The 15,852-nt window shown below is 70.8% G+C and carries 18 protein-coding genes and 2 pseudogenes; 9 read left to right on the forward strand and 11 right to left on the reverse strand.

Features of this window, described 5'->3' with window-relative positions; genetic code table 11:
- Both B9S58_RS31995 and B9S58_RS32000 read left to right on the forward strand, forming a co-directional pair.
- Positions 1-725 (forward strand): peptidoglycan-binding protein (locus B9S58_RS31995; RefSeq protein WP_146063595.1); only part of this gene is annotated, 725 nt, incomplete at its 5' end.
- A gap of 244 nt (positions 726-969) precedes the next feature.
- Complete coding sequence (locus B9S58_RS32000; protein WP_103535408.1) at positions 970-1,632, forward strand: HAD-IA family hydrolase; 663 nt, start codon at positions 970-972, stop codon at positions 1,630-1,632.
- Positions 1,633-1,687: 55 nt separating this feature from the next.
- Here B9S58_RS32000 and B9S58_RS39695 read toward each other — a convergent pair.
- Positions 1,688-2,047 (reverse strand): annotated as a pseudogene (locus B9S58_RS39695) (ABC transporter permease); the annotation flags it as partial.
- Between the two features lie 85 nt (positions 2,048-2,132).
- On the opposite strand from B9S58_RS39695, the gene B9S58_RS32010 reads away from it, so the two are divergent.
- From B9S58_RS32010 to B9S58_RS32020, 3 genes are all read left to right on the forward strand, one after another.
- Complete coding sequence (locus tag B9S58_RS32010) at positions 2,133-2,777, forward strand: HNH endonuclease family protein (RefSeq protein WP_103535409.1); 645 nt, start codon at positions 2,133-2,135, stop codon at positions 2,775-2,777.
- Between the two features lie 150 nt (positions 2,778-2,927).
- Positions 2,928-4,691: an alkaline phosphatase D family protein gene (locus tag B9S58_RS32015; RefSeq protein ID WP_103535410.1), complete on the forward strand. Its 1,764-nt coding sequence runs from the start codon at positions 2,928-2,930 to the stop codon at positions 4,689-4,691.
- An 80-nt stretch (positions 4,692-4,771) separates the two neighbouring features.
- Positions 4,772-5,221, forward strand: coding sequence for a DoxX family protein (locus B9S58_RS32020; RefSeq protein ID WP_103535411.1), 450 nt, complete (start codon positions 4,772-4,774; stop codon positions 5,219-5,221).
- Positions 5,222-5,427: 206 nt separating this feature from the next.
- On the opposite strand, the gene B9S58_RS32025 is transcribed toward B9S58_RS32020, so the two are convergent.
- Entirely contained in the window at positions 5,428-6,210 is a 783-nt protein-coding gene (locus B9S58_RS32025; protein ID WP_103535412.1) for a superoxide dismutase family protein, read from the reverse strand.
- A gap of 206 nt (positions 6,211-6,416) precedes the next feature.
- Here B9S58_RS32025 and B9S58_RS32030 point away from each other — a divergent pair, with 206 nt between their 5' ends.
- The gene (locus tag B9S58_RS32030) at positions 6,417-7,280 is read left to right on the forward strand and encodes a DedA family protein (protein ID WP_103535413.1); all 864 of its coding nucleotides are present in this window, start codon (positions 6,417-6,419) and stop codon (positions 7,278-7,280) included.
- 70 nt (positions 7,281-7,350) lie between these two features.
- Here B9S58_RS32030 and B9S58_RS32035 read toward each other — a convergent pair whose 3' ends face one another.
- The 4 genes from B9S58_RS32035 to B9S58_RS32050 form a co-directional block, all read right to left on the reverse strand.
- On the reverse strand, positions 7,351-7,572 hold the full coding sequence (locus tag B9S58_RS32035; protein ID WP_103535414.1) for a DUF2277 domain-containing protein: 222 nt from the start codon (positions 7,570-7,572) through the stop codon (positions 7,351-7,353).
- A gap of 76 nt (positions 7,573-7,648) precedes the next feature.
- On the reverse strand, positions 7,649-8,113 hold the full coding sequence (locus B9S58_RS32040) for a hypothetical protein (protein ID WP_103535415.1): 465 nt from the start codon (positions 8,111-8,113) through the stop codon (positions 7,649-7,651).
- A 133-nt stretch (positions 8,114-8,246) separates the two neighbouring features.
- Positions 8,247-8,591 (reverse strand): hypothetical protein, encoded by a 345-nt coding sequence (locus B9S58_RS32045; RefSeq protein ID WP_103535416.1) that lies wholly within the window; start codon positions 8,589-8,591, stop codon positions 8,247-8,249.
- Between the two features lie 22 nt (positions 8,592-8,613).
- Positions 8,614-8,832 (reverse strand): hypothetical protein, encoded by a 219-nt coding sequence (locus B9S58_RS32050; RefSeq protein WP_007459297.1) that lies wholly within the window; start codon positions 8,830-8,832, stop codon positions 8,614-8,616.
- Positions 8,833-8,976: 144 nt separating this feature from the next.
- Here B9S58_RS32050 and B9S58_RS32055 point away from each other — a divergent pair, with 144 nt between their 5' ends.
- Positions 8,977-9,600: a histidine phosphatase family protein gene (locus B9S58_RS32055; protein WP_103535417.1), complete on the forward strand. Its 624-nt coding sequence runs from the start codon at positions 8,977-8,979 to the stop codon at positions 9,598-9,600.
- 42 nt (positions 9,601-9,642) lie between these two features.
- Here B9S58_RS32055 and B9S58_RS32060 read toward each other — a convergent pair.
- From B9S58_RS32060 to B9S58_RS32080, 5 genes and pseudogenes are all read right to left on the reverse strand, one after another.
- A pseudogene (locus B9S58_RS32060) lies at positions 9,643-9,813 on the reverse strand (phosphatase); the annotation flags it as partial.
- A 45-nt stretch (positions 9,814-9,858) separates the two neighbouring features.
- A complete protein-coding gene (locus B9S58_RS32065) occupies positions 9,859-10,527 on the reverse strand; it encodes a GNAT family N-acetyltransferase (protein WP_103535418.1) in 669 nt (222 codons plus the stop codon).
- A gap of 433 nt (positions 10,528-10,960) precedes the next feature.
- Entirely contained in the window at positions 10,961-12,094 is a 1,134-nt protein-coding gene (locus tag B9S58_RS32070) for a hypothetical protein (protein WP_103535419.1), read from the reverse strand.
- A gap of 513 nt (positions 12,095-12,607) precedes the next feature.
- The gene (locus B9S58_RS32075) at positions 12,608-13,273 is read right to left on the reverse strand and encodes a YdcF family protein (protein WP_031056178.1); all 666 of its coding nucleotides are present in this window, start codon (positions 13,271-13,273) and stop codon (positions 12,608-12,610) included.
- The gene (locus tag B9S58_RS32080) at positions 13,270-14,064 is read right to left on the reverse strand and encodes a GntR family transcriptional regulator (protein WP_031056175.1); all 795 of its coding nucleotides are present in this window, start codon (positions 14,062-14,064) and stop codon (positions 13,270-13,272) included. The genes B9S58_RS32075 and B9S58_RS32080 overlap by 4 nt, the downstream gene beginning before the upstream one ends.
- Positions 14,065-14,222: 158 nt before the next feature.
- Between B9S58_RS32080 and B9S58_RS32085 the strand changes: the two genes are divergently transcribed.
- Both B9S58_RS32085 and B9S58_RS32090 read left to right on the forward strand, forming a co-directional pair.
- A complete protein-coding gene (locus B9S58_RS32085) occupies positions 14,223-14,555 on the forward strand; it encodes a hypothetical protein (RefSeq protein WP_103535420.1) in 333 nt (110 codons plus the stop codon).
- A 2-nt stretch (positions 14,556-14,557) separates the two neighbouring features.
- Positions 14,558-15,852, forward strand: a 1,295-nt coding sequence (locus tag B9S58_RS32090) for an FtsK/SpoIIIE domain-containing protein (protein WP_103535421.1), incomplete at its 3' end; no start/stop codon positions are given.

Consider the following 15,852-nt stretch of genomic DNA (forward strand, 5'->3'; position numbering starts at 1 on the left):
GCGGAAGCCGTACCGCGGCCGCGGACCCAGCCCCGGGCGGAAGCCGCAGACGCACCGCGGGCATGAGCCCCTCCTTCGGCCCCGACCCCGTGCAGCCGCGCCGCAGGCGCCCCTTCGGGGCTCTCGCCGTGGGGGCGGCCGTGGCCGCGGTGGTCGGCACCGCGGCCTTCGCCGGCGGGCTGTTCGGCGACGACAGCCGGGACGAGGCGCTGCCGGAGGCCACCACGAGCGTCCCGGACACCGAGGACGAACCGGCAGCGTCGGTGGCCCCGTCCCCCTCCGCGTCGGCCACTCCGTCCCGTACGCCGTCAGCCTCGGCCACGCCGTCCGCGCCGCCGTCCGCGTCCGCCTCACCGACGAGGAGCCGGAAGCCCACCCCGAACGCCACCGCGTCCGCGCCGACAGCGAGCGCGTCGTCCACCGCGGACGGCGGCGCGTCACCGCCCCCGCCGTCCGACGCCCCGCCCGCGGAACTGGCCGGCTCTTCGCTGCGGCCCGGCGACCGGGGGCCGGAGGTGGTCGAGCTGCAGAACCGGCTCACGCAGGTGGGGGAATGGCTCTACTCGGGGCCGCCCGACGGGAACTACACGGACCGGGTGGGGTACTCCGTGGCGATCTACCAGTCGTACAAGGCGATCCAGGGCGATCCAGCCGGTGTGTACGGACCGAACACCCGGAGCGCGCTGGAGGCGGAGACGAACGGGCGCGGACGCGGACGCCACTGAGCCCGGCCGCCGGGCGGAGGGATTGGCGTTCCAGTCCCGGTTTTTGTATCGTGTTGGAACAAAGTGGCTCCCGCCCGCACTCCCTGACCGGCGGGCGGGGGTTGCTCTTGTACGGAACACCTCGTACGGCAACACCTCGTACGGGCCCCCTCGCACCGCACCCCCTTCACAGCCCGTGTACGCCTTGCTCCGCGGCACGCGCACCCGGGCTGTTCGCACACCTCCCCGCGTTCTGGAGCAGCCGATGCCGGCCACCGTCCTCACCGCACACGCCCTCCTCCTCGACATGGACGGCACCCTCGTGAACTCCGACGCGGTGGTCGAACGCTGCTGGCGGCGCTGGGCGATCGAGCACGGGCTGGACCCCGAGGCCACGCTCAAGGTGGTGCACGGCCGTCAGGGGTACGCCACGATGGCCGTCCTGCTCCCGGACCGCCCGGTGGAGGAGAACTACGCGGACAACCGGGTGATGCTCGCCCAGGAGACCGCCGACGTCGAGGGCGTCGTGCCGATCGGCGGGGCACCCGCGTTCATGGCCGCGATCGCCGAACTGCCGCACGCGCTGGTGACCTCCGCCGACACCGCGCTCGCGACGGCCCGGATGGGTGCGGCCGCACTTCCGATGCCCGCCGTCCGCGTCACCGCCGAGCAGGTCGGCGCCAGCAAGCCGGACCCCGAGGGCTTCCTCAAGGGCGCGGCGGAGCTGGGCTTCGACGCGGCGGACTGCATCGTGTTCGAGGACTCCGAGGCGGGCATCGCGGCGGGCCGGGCGGCGGGCATGCGCGTCGTGGGCGTCGGCCCGCGCGCCGCGGCCCTCGCGCCGGACGCCCACGTCGAGGACCTGACGCGGGTACGGGTGGAGGCGGCCGGGGACGGGACGATCCGCCTGCACATCAACGAGGCCTGAGACCTCCCCCGGGCCTTCCCCGCCTCCGGCCCCGGATGCGGGGAAGGCCCGGGGTTCAGTCCCGGTGCAGCAGCCCGCGCGCGACCAGCTCCAGGACCACCGCGACGGCCACCACCTGGACCGCCATCAGCGCCACCAGGACGAACAGCTGCACGGCGCCCGCCTCCACGGGTGAGGCGCCGCCCAGGAGCATGCCCACGAACGCCCCCGGCAGGGTGACGAGCCCGACCGTCCGGGTCTGGTCGAGCCCGGGCAGCAACGCGTCCGAAGCCGCCGGCCGCACGATCTCCAGCCGGGCACCCGACAGCACCCGCGCGCCTGCTCCGTGACGGATCCGCGCGCCCTCACGATCCGTCACTCCCCTCGCACACCCCTTGATGTGACGTGCACATGCCGCCACCCTGTTACCTGGTACCCACCCCACAGAAACCTGGCGTCGCCACGATGGCCGGGTCTCGCCTACCGCCCGCCCAATACCCCTCCACATCAAGGGAGTTCGCATGCCCGGTGTCTACGCGCGTCGCCTCTCCGTCGTCGCCGCAACCGCCGCACTCGCCGCCACGTCCGCCCTGTTCACCGCCCCGAACGCGCAGGCCGCCATGCCCACCCCGGTCAGCGCGGCGACCGCACGCACCTACCTCGCCCAGCTCACCGTCGGCGCGGAAGGCTCGTCCAACGGCTACAGCCGCGACAAGTTCCCGCACTGGATCACCCAGTCGGGGACCTGCAACACCCGCGAGGTCGTCCTCAAGCGCGACGGTACGAACGTCCAGCGGAACGCCTCCTGCGCCGCGGTCAGCGGCAGCTGGTACTCGCCCTACGACGGCGCCACCTGGAGCGCCGCGTCCGACGTGGACATCGACCACATGGTCCCGCTCTCCGAAGCCTGGCGCTCCGGGGCGAGCAGCTGGACCACCACCCAACGCCGGTCGTTCGCCAACGACCTGACCCGACCCCAGCTCATCGCGGTCACCGACAACGTGAACCAGTCCAAGGGCGACCGGGACCCGGCCGAGTGGATGCCGCCGAGGTCCTCGTACAAGTGCACCTACGTCCGCGCCTGGGTCCACGTCAAGAAGCAGTACAACCTGAGCGTCGACTCCGCCGAGAAGAGCGCCCTGCAGTCGGCCCTGAACGGCTGCTGACCACCCTCGCACGGCCGTTGGCCACCGTGGACGGCCGTTGACCAACGTCCACGGGCCGTTGGCCACGCACGGCCGGAACCCGTGCACCGTCCCCCCCTCGTTCTGTACGTTACGGAGCCCATCCGTGACGGCGTAGCGAGGAGACATCACATGGCCGGGCTGCGCCTGGGACCACTGCTGCGGTACGTCGACTGGGAGTCCGGGTCCACCGCGACCGTCTGGGTCGAGGCGAGCCGTCCGTGCACCGTGGAGGTCCGGTGCGCGGACGGCGCCTCGGGGGTGTCACACACCTTCTCGGTGGCCGGGCACCACTACGCCCTGGTGGTGGTGACGGGGCTGACCCCCGGCACCACCACGGCGTACGAGGTGCTGATCGGCTCCCGGCGCGTCTGGCCGCCCGACGACGCCCGTCTCCCGCCGAGCACCATCACCACGCCATCGGCATCGGCGACTTCGGCGGGCACGGCCGAGGGCGCCGGGGCCGAGCCGGACGGCGTGCGGATCTCGTTCGGGTCGTGCCGCTGGGCGGCCTCTCCCGGCGGCGGGCACGACCCCGTGGGGCCGGACGCCCTGGTCACGCTCGCCGCCCGCCTGGCCGCGGACCCCGCGGCCGAGCGGCCCGACGTCCTGCTGCTCCTCGGCGACCAGGTGTACGCGGACGAGACCTCCGGGGCGACCCGGCGCAGGCTCGCCGCCCGCCGGGACCTGAAGGAGCCGCCGTGCGCGGAGATCGCGGACTACGAGGAGTACACCTACCTCTACGACGAGTCGTGGCGCGACCCGGAGGTGCGCTGGCTGCTCTCCACCGTTCCCAGCTGCATGATCTTCGACGATCACGACGTCATCGACGACTGGAACACCAGCGAAGCCTGGCAGCGGGAGATGCGCGCCACGCCCTGGTGGCACGAACGGATCGTCAGCGGGCTGATGTCGTACTGGGTCCACCAGCACCTGGGCAACCTCTCCCCCGCCGAACTGGCCACCGACCCGGTGTACACGGCGGTCAGAGCCTCCCCCGACGGCACCGAGGCGCTGCGCCGATTCGCCGCCGAGACCGACGCGGATCCCGCCCGCACCCGGTGGAGCTACCGGCGTGTTTTCGGCCGAGTACGGCTGGTGATGGTCGACACCCGCGCGGCCCGCGTCCTGGCCGAGGAACAGCGGGCGATGCTGAACGCCGAGGAGGCCGGCTGGCTGCGGAAAGCGGTCCTGGACGAGCCCACCGCATACGACCACCTCCTCATCGGCAGCTCCCTGCCGTGGCTGCTGCCTCCGCTCGTCCACGACGCGGAGCGCTGGAACGCCGCCCTGTGCGCGGGCGTACGCGGGCAACGCTGGGCACGGTTCGGCGAGAAGCTCCGCCGTGCGTCCGACCTGGAGCATTGGGCCGCCTTCCCGGAATCCTTCGACCGGTTCACGGAACTGCTGCGGGAGGCGGGAAGCGGTCCGGACGCCCCCGCGACGGTATGCGTCCTCTCGGGCGATGTGCACCACGCCTACATCGCCGAACCCCGGTGGCCGGACGCCGATTCCGGCCCCGGGCCCGATTCTGGTCCGGGGCCCGGAGGCGCCCCGGCGTCCCTCGTTCTCCAGCTGACCTGCTCCCCCGTGCACAACTCGGTCCCCCGGCCCATCCGGACGGGTTTCCGTTTCGGCTGGAGCCGGGCGGGCCGGCGGATCGGCCGGGTACTGACCCGCCACGGCCGCACGGGGCCGTCGCCGGTGAGCTGGAGCAGGGCGGGCGGCCCCTGGTTCGGTAACCAGCTCATGACGCTGACGTTGCTTGGCCGGAAGTCTGCGCTGACATTGGTACAGGCCAGAGCAACCAGGCAGGGAGCCCAGTTGGAAGCGGTTCTTGAGCGTTCACTCACCCCTGAGAGTGGGGCGATTTCCGGCCACTCGGCAGAATGTTGAAGTTGCAAGTACTGGTGAGGTTTCCCTAACCTGACGCTCCCAGTCGGTTCACGTCCCCACCACGACCGAAGGAGCCCCCCATGCTCATCCGCCTGAACCGGGCACAGCCCTACGCGCTCAGCCTCTTCCGCTTCGTCGTCGGCCTGCTCTTCGCCTTTCACGGCGCCGCCACGCTCTTCGGAGTGATGGGCGGCAACCAGGCGGAGACCGGGGCCTGGCCCGGCTGGTACGCCGCTCTGATCCAACTGGTCTGCGGGACTCTGGTCGCCCTCGGCCTCGGCACCCGTGCGGCGGCCTTCCTCGCGTCCGGGTCGATGGCCTACGCGTACTTCAAGGTGCACCAGCCAGAGGCACTCCTGCCGATCCAGAACGGCGGCGAGGCGTCGGCGATGTTCTGCTGGGCGTTCCTGCTGCTGGTCTTCAGCGGCCCCGGAGCCGTCGCCCTGGACCGCTTCTTCGGTTCGCGTGACACGGCGGCCACCGCCGAAGGCACGGCCAGGCGTGAGCAGGCCCCGGCCGTTCCGGTCTGACGGCCGTTCCGGTCTGACCGGCCGTCCGCACGCCCGGACCTCTCCCGGTCCTCTCCCGGACCCCCGCGTTCCGGCGCCGACCCTCCGCGCGGTGGGGCGCCGGGTCGGCGAAGCCGGGACCGTACGGCGGTGTCCCGATCCCTCCCGCGCGGAGGAAGGGGACATCGCCGTACGCCGTGAATCCGCCCGAGGGAGCGGAGGACCCGTCATCCCCGCCCGTGGGGCGCGAACGGCACCGTGAAGCAGGCCGCGCGCTCCCCCGCACCGCCCTGCCGGTCGTGGATGATCACCGACCGTGCCCCGTCCTCCCGGAAGGCCCGGCCGTGCAGGGCCTCCGCCCGCCCGTCGCCGTCCTCGTCCGTCCGGAAGTCCAGCCACACCTCGTTGACCGGGTCGGCGGTCGCCGCCGGGTGGTGCTGGTAATGGGGTCCGGCCGCGGCGGGATCGGCACCGCAGGGCGAGGTGTGCACGTGCATCCCGTACGCCCGGCCGGGCACGAGTCCCCGCAGCCGGGCCCCGACCCGGGTACCGGACAGGTCCGCGAACTGGGTGATCTCGATCCGCGCGCCCGCCGGCACCAGCCGGGTGTCGTACGTCAGCGCGTCGGACGGGACGAAGGAACCGGGCGGGGAGAACACCCCCGCGGCCCGCGTCCACGAGCTGCCGCCCGCCGCGGCGACGACGTCGGTGCGGCTCGGGTCCCCACCACCACCGGGCCCCTGCACCGAGGGCCCTTCCGCTGGAGCGCCGTGCGCGCCGTGGCCGCCGGTGGCCGTGCCCGGACCGGACGCCACCTCATCCGCTCCGTGGGCGACGCCCACCCCGCAGGCCAGCGTGAGCAGGGCCACCGTGCCCGCCAGCACGCCCGGGCCCCGTGAGAACCTCCGGACGGCCCGCGCAGCCACGTCGCCCTCCCGTGCCGCCGTCCCCCGCCGCCCCGAATTCGAGTGCGCCGACCCGGGTCCCGTCCGTACCATCCATGCCGTCATGTGCTGCTCCTCGCTCGTGCCGGTCGTTCTCCCCGCCTAACGGGCACATGGCCTCCAGGTATACGTGACCTGCACAACATCACCCGCCCTGAGCGATACCCGGAGAACTCTCACGCGTACGCTGTACAGCTGGACCTGCCGCACCTGCCGCACCTGCCGCACCCCTGCGACGTCGCGGCGTTGACACGATCGGGGAGTAGTAGACGGTGCCAGAGAGTGTGGCCGCGCTGACCAGCAGCCCATGGATCTACGCGGTGGTCGCCCTCTCCGTTCTCCTGGACGTCTTCCTGCCCCTGCTGCCCAGCGGTGTACTCGTCATCACGGCCGCCACGGCGGCCGCGGCGGGCTCCACCACCGTCAGCGGCGCCGGCGAGCAGGTTCCCTCGCTCGTCGTGCTGATCCTGTGCGCGGCCACCGCCTCGGTCCTCGGCGACCTCGTCGCGTACCGGCTCGCCTGGCGCGGGGGCAACCGGCTGGACCGGGCCATCGCCCGCTCCCGGCGTCTCACCACCGCGCAGGAACGTCTCGGCGCTGCGCTGAGCCGGGGCGGCGGCGCACTGGTGATCATCGCCCGGTTCGCTCCCGCGGGCCGCTCCGTGGTCTCCCTCGGCGCGGGTGCCGCCCACCGCAGGAAGCGGGACTTCCTTCCCTGGTCCGCGCTGGCGGGCCTGGCCTGGGCGGGCTACAGCGTGGGGCTCGGCTACTTCGGCGGCCGGTGGCTGGGCTCGACATGGTTCGGCACGGCCGTTTCGGTGCTGGCCCTGTTCGTGGCGGGCGCGCTGGCCGCGTTCGTGGTGAAGCGCCCGGCGACGCGGACGGCGACGGCAGCCGGGGCAGTGGCGGCAGACACAGTGCCCATGCGGGCGGATGGGGATGCGGCGGCACCGGGAGCCGCGGTCGCGGCCGGGGCCACGGCTGCGGCCGCAGCCGCACCGCCCACGACGATGCCGCTCGGGTCCGTGCCGGCGCCCACGCCTGCCCCCGGCACCGCTTCCCCGAGCGGGCCAGCTGCCCTCGGCGGGCCGGGACAGATGTCGGCGCCCGGCCCGGCCGCCCCGGCCGCCCCCTGAGCGAAGGGCAGGGGCCAAGGGCAGGGCGACGAAGCCCACCGGAGGAGCGGGATCTTCCGGGTGGCGGGGCTCAGCCCTTGGCCGCGCCCCGTATCTCCAGGCCGTCGAGCAGCTTCATCGTGGCTGTGGTGATCTCGTCGACGGCCCGGTCGAAGACCTCCCGGTTGTGCGCGGCGGGCGCGCGGAACCCGGAGACCTTGCGTACGTACTGAAGGGCGGCGGCCCGCATGTCCTCCTCGGTGGCCTCCTCGGGGAGAGCGGGCGGTCGGAGCGTCTTGATGCTGCGGCACATGACTCCAGTGTGGACCGCCCCACTGACAACGGACACCTGTCGACGCCCGCCCGCCCCGATCCGCCCTTCCGCCGGTTCAGCTGCTCCGCACCTGGTCGCTCGGATTCGACCGGTCGGTGCACAGGGCCCAGATGATGAAGACGTCGATCGCGATGGTGACGATGGCCCAGACCGGGGTGTACGGGAGCCACATGAAGTTGGCGACGAGGTTCAGTGCGGCGAGGGCGACGCCCGCGCCGCGGGCCCAGGTCGCGCCCTTGAGGATGCCCCAGCCCACGAGGATGAGAATCACGCCGAGGACGAGGTGGATCCAGCCCCACGAGGTCACGCTGAACTTGAACACGTAGTCGTTGATCCGCGTGTAGATGTCGTTCGAGGCGATCCCCGCGATGCCCTTCAGTACTCCGAGGACGCCGTCCACGAAGAGCAGGACACCCGCGAACACCGTTCCTCCGGCCGCCCACGGGCTGCCGGAGTCCCCGCCCGGGCGGGGACCGGCGGGACGCGAGGCGCCGGATGTGGGTGTGCTGGGCTGCGACATGAGGACTCCTCGGTCGGAACAGGCGCCGGGCGCCTGCTGTCCCGACCCGCCCCGGCGGTGCGGGCGGGTCAGCTCCCACGTTCCCCGCGGCCTCTGGGCACAGCCACCCGGACGCACCCGTTCGGGTGACCTGTCACGGCGCGCCGACCGTGACGACGCGCCCCTGGGCGTCGACGGTGAGAGCCACACGCTCGACGCGGTTGACCAGGGCGACGCCTGCCCACACGATCCCCCACACCAGACACGAGAAAACGGTGAGGAAGGCGTGCAGCACATGGTTCACCGGCTGCCCGCGCACCAGCACCGCCTGACTCCCGGAACGCGACTCGACGCGCCAGCCGCTCGCGATGCGCCGGCTCACGACCCAGTCCAGGATCAGCGCGCGCCGCACCGCATCGGGGGGCTCGCCCCCGGCCACGTAATAGCCGGGTGGCGGTTCGATCGAGGCGCTCTCGCGTGCCGTACGACGACGCTTCACCGGATCACTCCCAGGTGTCGGATCACTCCCAGGTGTCGAGGTCGCCGCCGCGCCACTCGATCAGCCCGGGCCGGTCCAGCTCGACGACCTTGTCGGGCCCCGGGGCGAACCCCGCGGCCCTCAGCAACGCGGCCACCTCGCCCCTCCCGTGCGCCAGGCCCACGATCTGCCCGTGCACGGTGACCCGCCGTCCTCCGGTCGCGGAAGGCGGATAGACGATCACGGGCGGGTGCTCGGCCATGCCTCCACGGTGCCCCGAGCACTGCCCCCGCGCATCCCGGGGAGTCGGCCCCCTGCCCCCGCGCCTCCCGGCGGAACCGCCCGAGCGCGGGCCGACGTCCCTCCAGACAGGCGCACGATCTTGAACCGCGACGGAGGACCGCCCATGACGGCAACGGCTGCCCGCTACCTTTACCTCACGCGGCACGGTCAGGCCTCCGCCGACGAGAGCACGCTGACGGACGAAGGCCGCCGGCAGGCCGCCCTGCTCGGGGAGCGGCTCCGCGGAGCCCCGATCACGGCGATCCACCACGGTCCGCTCGCCCGCGCCGAGCAGACGGCGCGGCTGGTCGGCGAACAGCTGCCGGGGGCTCCCCTGCTGCGGTCCGAACCGGCCGGCGACTACCTCCCGTACCTTCCTCGACGGGAGGAGCTGCCGGCCGAGTCGGCCGACGAGACGCTCGCCCGGCTGGCCGGGTTCCCCGCGGCGGAGCGCGAGCAGGGCCCCGGACTGGCGCAGGAGGCTCTCGCGCGGTTCACGGGCACGGTCGAGGGCGACGAGCCCCGCCATGAACTCCTCGTCACCCACAACTTCCTCGTCGGCTGGCTCGTCCGGGCCGCGCTGGACGCCCCGAAGTGGCGCTGGCTGGGCATCAACCACGCCAACGCCGCGCTGACCGTCATCCGTTACGCACCCGGCCGGCCCCCGGCCCTCCTCCTGTTCAACGACACCGGCCACCTGCCCGCCGGACTCCGCTGGACCGGCTTCCCGCCCGAGCTGCACGTCTGAGAGAACGCGTGTGGCGGGCACGCGGCAGGCGGAGGCCGCGGCTCAGGTACTCCGCCCGCGACCGCGGATCAACGACAGCAGCAGACCGTGCGCAGCTGGCTCCGCGGCCACGAGGAGGCCCCGGCCGCCCGGTCCGGCCGGGGTGCCGTCGCCCCCGGTGACGACGCAGCCGACGGCCCGGCACAGGGCGATCCCGGCGGCGAAATGGACGCTCAAGCGGGAGGTCGCCTCCGCCGCACCGGGAACCCTGAACAGCCGTCACGCTCCCCCGGCGTCATGTCCCTGACGGCTGCCGAGCAGCAGCGCCTCCGAGCCGACCGGCCGGTATCCGGCGGCCTGGAACGCCCGGATGCTGCGCGCGTTGCCCGCGGCCTGCTGCGACCAGAGCGGTTCGCCCGGGGGCACCAGATGCCGTGCGGCGGTGGCGAGGGCACGGCCGAGGCCCCGGTGCCGGGCGTCCTCCTCCAGCTCGACGGCCACCTCCCAACGCCCCGCCACCCCGCGCCCGAGCACCAGCACTCCCCCGTCGGCCTCCCACATCCGCACCCCGTCCCGGCGCCGACGGGCGCTCACCACGCGCGGGTGCACGGGATCGGTGACCTCCCGCAGCTCCAGCCCGGGCGCACCGGGCAGCGAGGACGCCACGGTCAGCAGGTCGATCGTGTCGGTGACGCGCCCGGTGCGTTCCAGGAAGGCCACCAGGAAGCGGGGATGCATGGTCGCGGCCAACGCGTCGCAGTCCAGAGCGGCCAACGTCGCACGGACCCACTCGGGGTCCTCATCGGTGAACACGACCGAGTGCGCGGTGAAGGCGATCACTCCCGAGTCGCGGTCACTCGGCGCGGGGACCACGGTCGTCGTCCCGTCGGTCTCCGGAAACCGCCCGCACGCCGCCCCGTCCAGGATCTCCGCCAGCGTCGGCCCCATGAAGTACCCCCGTGTTCCTCGTCATGCGGTCCGGTCGTCGCGCCACTACCGCACCACACGGCGGACCGGAGGGGACCAGCGGACCCGGTCCGCGCGCCGCCGCCACGCCAAGCGGGTCGCCGCGACGGCCGACAACACCAGGAAGAGCAGTGAGGCCCGCCCGACATCACCGTCAGCACGGCAGCCCCCGATGCCAACAAGGGGAGATGCCAAAGGCCCCCGACCGTGATCGGTTGGGGGCCTCTGCACTGGTGGGCGCGGACGGTTTCGAACCGCCGACATCTGCTTTGTAAGTTCGATTAGGTCACTGCGGCACATGGTCACACCCCGGGCACCGACTCTGCTGACAGCCGCTCAGCGCTGCCGACATCCACGGCCGTTGATGTCAGTCATGGATGTCAGGCTGCTCAATGGCTGAGCATCGCGCCGACCTCTATCGCTTGCCCTCCTGGTAGAGAAAATAGATGGTGGCCATGGCGAACGAAACGTACATGAACTGCCTGTCTAGAACCGCAGCCGCGTCTGGTTTCACTGCGCCTGCGACATCACTCGCTGTCCCGAGCAGAAAGACCAGGACTCCGAGAAGAAGTGCACCAGGAGCAATATTTCCCACCCTGAAGCCGCGACCACGCCGCCCTGACGCCTTTTCAGCCTGCCCCATCCTCGCAAGGATCTCTTGTGCAAGTCTTTCCACATCGCCGCTTGTAGCGTCGTCTTCAACAAGGCTACGCGCATTCGCGTCAGCCCAATCAGGGTCTGTGAAGGAGGCTGCACTGACGGCGTCCCGCGTCAGCGCTTCTCGGATAGCAGGCTGACTCCCGTAGATTTTGGCCAGCTTCACCGCCGAATAAATAGCACCGTCCGGGCGGATCCCCTGAAGAGAGGCCATCGGCGAGAAATCTGCGGAGAACGTGTTGGCGGATCGGGCGAGATCAGCCAGCTGAAGTGCCAGGCCTGAGTGAATTGCGCTTGACCTCTGCAGCCCAGCGAGAGCGTCACTGATTCCAGCCTGCAGAGATGCCCTGTGAAGGTCGGCCACCCTCGCCGCGACATTCTGCAGACCAAAGTCCATCTTCGGCATCTGCACCGCCGCCAACGCAGACAAACGAGCACTGTGAACGCTGGCCATCTCCGCCATGACATTCTGCAGACCAAAGTCCAACTTCGGCATCTGCACCGCCGCCAACGCAGACAAACGAGCACTGTGAACGCTGGCCATCTCCGCCATGACATTCTGCAGACCAAAGTCCAACTTCGGCATCTGCACCGCCGCCAACGCAGACAAACGAGCACTGTGAACGCTGGCCATCTCCGCCATGACATTCTGCAGACCAAAGTCCAACTTCGGCATCTGCACCGCCGCCAACGCAGACAAACGAGCACTGTGAACGCTGGCCATCTCCGCCATGACATTCTGCAGACCAAAGTCCAACTTCGGCATCTGCACCGCCGCCAACGCGCCGTCACCGCGAGGGAGGTCGCTTAGCTCCCCCGCAGATCGCTGAGCAGTGGTGGACTGATCAGAACTGTCCAGCTCGCATGAAGGCTCGAAGGTCTCGTCTGTCACGCTTCGAGGTTACTCGACCGGTTCGAGAGCGGCTCCTCGTTGCCCACGTTGGCAGCCGACCCCACCCACCACTCACCCCAGCTCCCATCCCGTCCGCCTTCGACCCACACTCCGTGGAGCGGTCGTGGTTCAGGGCGTCAAGGTGGAGCGCGCCACTGTACGAACGACCTTGACGCCCTGGGCCGCGACTGCTCGGCTCTGCCTGGGTCGAAGGTGGTCGGGATGGGAGCCCCCACGACGCTCGCCCCGCTCCGGCCGGCACTCGCGAACGGCGCCCCGTCCATCCCGGAGTCTGAGCGCCCCCGCCGGAGGCATCGTCGTGAAGCCGCGGGCTTGGTTCTCGTCTCATGCCCCACGGGCCTACACAGCGGGCGCGCGTCGGCGGCGGCAGCGCCGAGCGGGCCGAAGGCAGGAGCGCGGGCGCAGCCAGAGCCGGGAAGCGCGCCCGGCGGAGCGGAGCGCAGCCGGGTGCCTTGATGAGGTAGAGAAACCTGTAACAGCTCTCAGGCTCGGTCAAGAAGAGGGTGAATCCGTCGCGAGGAGTCGGCTGGTGAAACCGGCTTGGCGGAGGCGCTGGTACGCCTCGGATACGTCGGCAGGTACGGGCTGGCGGATCATGAATCCCTGATCCGGGTAGATCATCAGTCGTTGCAGTGCGCCGACCAGCATGTCGATCACCAGGCGTGCGTCACCAATCGAGTTCACGTACTCGTCCAGCGTCATGGGTGTCGAAGCGCTGACGATCTCCACTTCGGGCCACAGCTTGCGGGCCGTGGCGTATGCCCGCCGCTCCTCGTACGGCTTACTGATCAGGAGTACGGAGGCCACCTCAACGCCCTCCTTCTCCAACACATCCCGCGCGAAGCGGATGTTCTCACCTGTGTTGCGCGCCCTGGGCTCCACAAGGACAGCAGACCCGGGCACCCCCAATTCAACTGCCCGCTCCCGGTAGTGGACAGCTTCGCCCCGGGGCATCCGCTCCCTGGTCGTGGGACTCGTGGCCCCGGTGAAGAGGAGAAGCGGCACCAGCCCGCGCTTGTAGAGGTCTACCGACGTGTCGGCTACTCCGAGGTCATGGCTGCCGAGCCCGATGGCAACGGAGCAGGGTTGAAGGGCGTGGCCCATCTGGTGATAGCTCCAGATGCACCGGGCGTCTTCCCAGTCCTGTGTGGTGATCACTGAGGGTTTTCCTTGTCCGTCGCCGAGTCGGGCACCTGAAACTTGTACTCCCAGGCGAAGCGCGATGCCGCGTGTACCCCGATGGCGAACTCCACCACCGTGCCATCGGCTGTGTACGTCGTCCGGTGCAACTCAACGACGGGTTCTCCTGGGGGCAGTTGGAGGAGCTTCGATTCGTCGGCTGTGGCCGTCCGAGCGAAGATCTGCTCCTTCATGTGGTCGATCTCGTAACCGGCGTCATAGAGCACCCGGAACCCTCCACCTCGGCCGGCCGGTCCAGGAGTCGGGTCAACGAGGCGGGTTCCCTCGACATGCTCGGGCCGGTAGTAGCTGGTCAAGCAGTGGGTGGGCTGCTGGCCCTCCTTCACAAGTCGGGCCCGCGCGTACACCTCAGCCCCTGCGGGCAGCCCATGCGCTTCGGATGCGGCGAGGGGAGCCTCGACGAGACTGACCGTCTGCGTCTGCTCGTTCCGGCGGTAGGCGCGACCACTCGCTACGCGGTCCGCAATGAACGCCACTTCGTCGCCATCGCGCCATTTGGCCTTGTCGTATCGATCGATGCCGAGTCGCTTGAGCGGGACCCGCTGGCGTACGACAGTGCCGTGCCCTCGGGATGAAGTGACCAGGCCTTCGGCTTCGAGAGCCTTGTAGGCGGCGTGGACCGTGGACTTAGAGCCCTCACCAGCGTCGACCAGTTCCCGAATATGCGGGAGCTGCGCGCCCGGACCGTACTCACCCGCCTTGATCTGCTCGGCCAGCTTGTCTGCCAGCTCGCGCCACTTAGGCGTCATCCCGAACTCCTCTCGTCGGAGCCAAGTCAAACACAGTCCCAGGACTGTTGACAGTCCCGGGACTGCGGTCCATAGTCTTGCTTAGCGAATCGCAGTCCTAGGACAGCGAACGCCGAGGGTCCTCTTTGGGCTGCTCCACACGATTCAGGGAGTATCAGATGCCGTCCTTCAAGATCGACACTTCGACCGCTGTCGTGTTCGTGGCGACGCCTCCGGCGCCGAAGCTCGTGAGCAAGCAGACCGGTGAGATCGCGATGGACCGGGAGACCGGTGCCCCGCTCGCGACGGTGGGTCTGCTGGTCGCGGACGAGGGTGAGGGCAACCTGTACCAGGTGACCGTGCCGAACACGGGTGTCCCGGAGAACCTGGCCCCCGGTACCCCGGTCACGGTCGTCGGGCTCAAGGCCCGGGACTGGGAGAACACGTTCAACGGCCAGACCCGGCACGGGATCAGCTTCCGCGCGGTCGCTGTGACCCCGCTGGGGGCCTGATCATGTCGGACCTGTCCACGGTGATCGAGGTTGCGGGGGCCTTATCGGCTGCCGGTGGCCTCGGTTACGCGAAGGCCCGCTCCCCTCGGGTGTTCTGGTCGCTGGTCGGCGCCCCGGTCGCGCGGGTCCGGTTCTCGGTGACGTACCGGGCGACGATGGATGTGTGCGGGCTGACGGTCCAGCCGTCCCGCCTGCGGGCGTTCATGGTCCGCAACGTGGCCCGCCAGGAAGTCCAGCCCGTTCCCCCGCAGGTCCGCCGGGTCCGCTACTCCACCACCGGCATGCGGGCGACGCTTCGCCTCCCGGCCGGTCTGGAGCCTGCCGACGTGTCCGCCGCCTCGGAACGGCTCCGCCACGCCTGGGGCGTCCACTCGGTCCACGTGGTCGAGGTGAAGCCGGGGTTCGTGGAACTGCGGATGACCGGCTACGACGTCCTGCGCCGGGTGAAGATGCCCCGCCGACTCCCGTCCAAGCTCACCGCTGGTCCGCTGGTCGTGCCGGTGGCGCTGAGGGAGGACGGTTCGGCGTTCGTCCGGGACTATCAGAAGGTCCCGCACGCCCTGACGGTCGGTGCGAACCAGTCGGGCAAGTCGATGTATCAGCGCAACCTCATCTCCGGTCTCGCCAAGCTCCCGGTCGGTCTGGTCGGGATCGACTGCAAACGGGGTGTGGAACAGCGCGGCTACGCACCCCGCCTCTCCGCCCTCGCGATCACCCCGGACGAAGCGGATGGCCTGCTGGAAGCCCTCGTTCGGGAGATGGAGGAGCGCTTCGACCTCCTCAGCTCCCACGGTGTCCCGGACATCTGGGGCCTGCCCGCGAAACTTCGGCCGGTGCCGCTGGTCGTCCTGGTCGATGAGGTCGCCGAGCTGTTCCTCGTCGCCGCGAAGAAGGACGAGGAGAGGCGGGACCGGATGGTGATGCGGATGATCCGGCTCGCGCAGATGGCCCGCGCGGTCGGGATCTTCCTGGAGGTCTGTGGGCAGCGCTTCGGCTCCGACCTCGGCAAGGGTGCAACCGCCCTGCGGGCTCAGCTCACCGGGCGTGTGGTGCACCGGGTCAACGACAAGCAGACCGCCGAAATGGCCCTCGGAGACATCGCCCCCGAAGCGGTCTTCGCCGCCACCACCATCCCGCCGGACCGTCCAGGCGTCGCGGTGGCCGGGGACTCCTCCGGCGGCTGGTCCCGCATCCGCACCCCCGCCATGACCCCCGCCCAAGCCGTGGCCGTCTGCCACGAGTACGCGCACCTCACCCCGCACCTTGCCGCTCTGGCACCCTTCCGGCCGGCCGTTTC

Source organism: Streptomyces sp. SM11 (assembly GCF_002910905.1).
Classification (GTDB): Bacteria; Actinomycetota; Actinomycetes; order Streptomycetales; family Streptomycetaceae; genus Streptomyces.

Bases quoted from the DNA above. Each gene is read 5' to 3' on its own strand.
- B9S58_RS32080 (WP_031056175.1), bottom strand. From the start codon at position 14,064: ATGACGCCTAAGTGGCGCGAGCTGGCAGACAAGCTGGCCGAGCAGATC.
- B9S58_RS32055 (WP_103535417.1), top strand. From the start codon at position 8,977: ATGACGGCAACGGCTGCCCGCTACCTTTACCTCACGCGGCACGGTCAG.
- B9S58_RS32040 (WP_103535415.1), bottom strand. From the start codon at position 8,113: ATGTCGCAGCCCAGCACACCCACATCCGGCGCCTCGCGTCCCGCCGGT.
- B9S58_RS32010 (WP_103535409.1), top strand. From the start codon at position 2,133: ATGCCCGGTGTCTACGCGCGTCGCCTCTCCGTCGTCGCCGCAACCGCC.
- B9S58_RS32000 (WP_103535408.1), top strand. From the start codon at position 970: ATGCCGGCCACCGTCCTCACCGCACACGCCCTCCTCCTCGACATGGAC.
- B9S58_RS32020 (WP_103535411.1), top strand. From the start codon at position 4,772: ATGCTCATCCGCCTGAACCGGGCACAGCCCTACGCGCTCAGCCTCTTC.
- B9S58_RS32085 (WP_103535420.1), top strand. From the start codon at position 14,223: ATGCCGTCCTTCAAGATCGACACTTCGACCGCTGTCGTGTTCGTGGCG.
- B9S58_RS32025 (WP_103535412.1), bottom strand. From the start codon at position 6,210: ATGACGGCATGGATGGTACGGACGGGACCCGGGTCGGCGCACTCGAAT.
- B9S58_RS32035 (WP_103535414.1), bottom strand. From the start codon at position 7,572: ATGTGCCGCAGCATCAAGACGCTCCGACCGCCCGCTCTCCCCGAGGAG.
- B9S58_RS32050 (WP_007459297.1), bottom strand. From the start codon at position 8,832: ATGGCCGAGCACCCGCCCGTGATCGTCTATCCGCCTTCCGCGACCGGA.
- B9S58_RS32015 (WP_103535410.1), top strand. From the start codon at position 2,928: ATGGCCGGGCTGCGCCTGGGACCACTGCTGCGGTACGTCGACTGGGAG.
- B9S58_RS32065 (WP_103535418.1), bottom strand. From the start codon at position 10,527: ATGGGGCCGACGCTGGCGGAGATCCTGGACGGGGCGGCGTGCGGGCGG.